Source organism: Kitasatospora sp. NPDC047058, assembly GCF_040643935.1.
Classification (GTDB): domain Bacteria; phylum Actinomycetota; class Actinomycetes; order Streptomycetales; family Streptomycetaceae; genus Kitasatospora.
In genome coordinates, this window is record NZ_JBEYVJ010000578.1 from 1 (window position 1) to 3,546 (window position 3,546).

Below are 3,546 nucleotides of genomic sequence, written 5' to 3' on the forward strand. Positions count from 1 at the left end.
TTCCGATCTACTAGCACCTCAAGCTAGCGCGTCTGCCATTCCGCCACCCGGACGGGGTGTCGTCCTCGCGGCCTCGTCGGCCGCGCTGACAGATGTAACTGTAGCAGTGATCGGCTTGCGCTCCCAAAACGGCTGTGAACGGGGGAGCCGCAGGTGGCGGCGGGGGTCGGGGGGCGGCCCGTGGTGCCGGTGTGACCAGCGTGTTTCCCGGGGTTTCCGCGGGCTTCGCGGGGTGGATCCCGGTGGGGGGCTGGGGGAGGATGGGCGGACGTGCTCGTACGGCCCGGGTGCAGCTCCCGGGGGTGGCGCGACCGGCGCGCCGGTGCGGGGCAGAGACGAGGAGTGACCGTGAGCGAGCGGAGCGAGTCGACGACGGGGCGGGCGGCGGCGCCGAAGGTGACGGCCGAGTCGGAGGTCGCCGGGATCTGTCGCGATCTGATCCGGATCGACACCAGCAACTACGGCGACGGATCCGGGCCGGGGGAGCGGAAGGCGGCCGAGTACGTGGCCGAACAGCTCGCGGAGTTCGGCCTCGAACCGCAGATCATCGAGTCGGCCAAGGGGCGCGCGTCCACCGTGGTCCGGATCGAGGGCGAGGACCGGTCGCGCCCGGGCCTGCTGATCCACGGGCACACCGACGTGGTGCCGGCCAACGCCGCGGACTGGACGTACGACCCGTTCTCCGGCGAGATCGCGGACGGCTGCGTCTGGGGGCGCGGAGCGGTCGACATGAAGGACATGGACGCGATGACGCTGGCCGTCGTCCGCGACCGGCTGCGGACCGGGCGCAAGCCCCCGCGGGACCTGGTGCTGGCCTTCCTCGCGGACGAGGAGGCGGGCGGCACGTACGGCGCCCGGTACCTGGTGGACAAGCACCCGGACCTGTTCGAGGGGGTGACCGAGGCCATCGGCGAGGTCGGCGGCTTCTCGTTCACCGTCAACGACCGGACCCGGCTCTACCTGGTGGAGACGGCCGAGAAGGGCATGCACTGGATGCGGCTCACGGTCGAGGGCCGGGCCGGCCACGGGTCGATGGAGAACGACGACAACGCCATCACCGAGCTCTGCGAGGCGGTCGCCCGGCTCGGGCGGCACACCTTCCCGCTGCGGATCACCAAGACCGTCCGGGCCTTCCTGGACGAGCTGTCGGACGCGCTCGGCGTCGAGCTCGACCCGGAGAACATGGACGAGACGCTGCGGGTGCTGGGCGGCATCGCCAAGATGATCGGCACCACGCTGCGCAACACCGCCCAGCCGACCATGCTCGGCGCCGGCTACAAGGTGAACGTGATCCCCGGCCAGGCGACCGCGCACGTGGACGGGCGGTTCCTGCCGGGCTACGAGGAGGAGTTCCTCGCCGAGCTGGACAGCGTGCTCGGCCCGCGCGTGAAGCGGGAGAGCCTGCACTCGGACAAGGCGATCGAGACCAGCTTCGACGGCGCGCTGGTCGAGGCGATGCAGACCGCGCTGCGCGCCGAGGACCCGATCGCGCGCGCCGTGCCGTACTGCCTCTCCGGCGGGACGGACGCCAAGTCGTTCCAGGACCTCGGCATCCGTTGCTTCGGGTTCGCACCGCTGCAGCTGCCGCCGGACCTCGACTTCGCCGGGATGTTCCACGGCGTGGACGAGCGGGTGCCGGTGGAGGGGCTGAAGTTCGGTGCGCGGGTGCTGGACCGCTTCATCGACCTGAGCTGAGCGGCACGCGGCCCGGGCCGCCCTGCACGGCGCCCTGCACGGCCCGCTCCCGGGATGCCGGGGGCGGGCCGTCCGCATTGTCCGAGCTAATGATTTGCAACGGTCGGAAAGGTGGCCCGGAGAAACGATTCGCCCCGATTTCCGGGGTCGAGTACCTGTGCGAGTCGTCACCGTTGCGAGTGAATGGGTGCGTTGCTCCGTACCCCGTTTGCCACACCCTCGTTCATTCCAGTGCAGCCCGCCGAACGGGTCGCGTTGTCCATACAGGAGGAATGATGAAGGTCAAGAAGATCGCCGCCGTGACCGCCGCCACCGGTGGCCTGGTGCTGGCCGCCGCCGGTGTCGCGTCCGCGCACGGCGGTGCCACCGCCGACGGTGTGGCCGCCGGTTCCCCGGGCGTGGTTTCGGGCAACCAGGTGCAGATCCCGGTGCACATCCCGGTGAACGTCTGCGGCAACACCGTCAGCGTGATCGGCCTGCTGAACCCGGCGTTCGGCAACCACTGCGCCAACTTCTGAGCGTGTGGTTGACCGTGTGACCGCCTGAGCGGTGGATCACCGGGTCGACGACTCACTTGGCCCCCGGGTGGCGGACGCGCCGCACCGGGGGCGCTTGCGTGTCCGGCCGCAGGCCCTCCGGCGGCCCCCGTCGGACGGTCGGTAGACGGTCGGTGGATGGTCGGTGGACGGCTGCGGGGCGGCTGCCGGACGGTCGCGCGCGGACGCCGGATACCCGTCCCGGGGTCATCTCACACGATCGGGTGAAGCGAGTGCGTTCGGCTCAACCTCCCGGGCAGCGCCTCGTTGTCCCCTGTGCATTCGAAGACCTGGCCAGTTATTCGGAAATTCCGACTTTCTGTAGGTCTTCACGTCGTCTCGATACGTCAGGGGAAAATATGAGGAATGTAGCCAAGAAGGGGCTCCTCACGGCCGTGGCCACCGGCAGCGTCCTGGCCTCGACCGCCGGCTACGCCTACGCGGGCGCCGAGGCGCAGGGGGGCGCGGTCGGTTCGCCGGGCGTGGCCTCGGGGAACTCGGTGCAGGTGCCGGTCGAGGTGCCGATCAACGCCTGCGGCAACACCGCCGACGTGGTCGGCATGCTGAACCCGGCGTTCGGCAACCACTGCGCCAACGCCTCCGGGCACCGCGGTGGAAGCGGAAGCGGCAGCGGCCAGAGCGCCTCGGGGGCGTCCGCCGCCGGCTCGACGGCCGGGTCGCCCGGTGTGGTCTCCGGCAACAGCGTCCAGGTGCCGGTGCACGCGCCCGTCAACGCCTGCGGCAACTCGGTGAACGTGGTCGGCGTCGGCAACCCGGCGTTCGGGAACGCGTGCGGCAACGAGACGCACACGGCGCCCACCCCGCCCAGCAAGCCGGACGACGACTGCCCGGACGAGCACGGCCCGCACAACCCGCCGCCCGGCCAGCCGTCCACGCCGCCGTCCACCCCGCCCTCGCACACCCCGAGCAGCGGTGAGACCACGCCCGGCAACCCCCGGACGGTCACCCCGGCCCCCACGCCTGCGGCCACCCCCGCGACCGCCCAGGCCGTGCCGGTCCACAACGCGAGCCCCCAGGCCACGCCGCCGGCCACCGACAGCCAGCTGGCCTCCACCGGCGCGGGCGGCACCGAGCTGCTCGGCGCGGCGGGCCTCGCCCTGCTGCTCGGCGGCGGCGTCCTCTACCGCCGGGCCCGCGCCGGCGTGCGCTGACCCCGCCCGTGCGCCCGCGGCCGTCGCCGGACGGGACGGCCGCGACCAGGAGAACGCCGGTGTCCGGGCCGAGTCGCTGACCGTGCACGCGGCCGACGAGGACGGAGCCTCCCCTGCCCGGAGCGGGCGGGCGGCCCGGTGAG

At 72.3% G+C, this 3,546-nt stretch carries 3 protein-coding genes; all 3 read left to right on the plus strand.

The genetic code is table 11. From position 1 onward, the window contains the following. Nucleotides 1-348: 348 nt before the first annotated feature. Nucleotides 349-1,695, plus strand: coding sequence for a M20/M25/M40 family metallo-hydrolase (locus tag ABZ885_RS37695; RefSeq protein ID WP_360199176.1), 1,347 nt, complete (start codon nt 349-351; stop codon nt 1,693-1,695). Between the two features lie 272 nt (nt 1,696-1,967). Beyond that, nucleotides 1,968-2,213, plus strand: a complete 246-nt coding sequence (locus ABZ885_RS37700; protein WP_360199178.1) for a chaplin — start codon at nt 1,968-1,970, stop codon at nt 2,211-2,213. 377 nt (nt 2,214-2,590) lie between these two features. Beyond that, on the plus strand, nt 2,591-3,403 hold the full coding sequence (locus ABZ885_RS37705; protein WP_360199180.1) for a chaplin: 813 nt from the start codon (nt 2,591-2,593) through the stop codon (nt 3,401-3,403). The last annotated feature ends 143 nt before the right edge of the window (nt 3,404-3,546 follow it).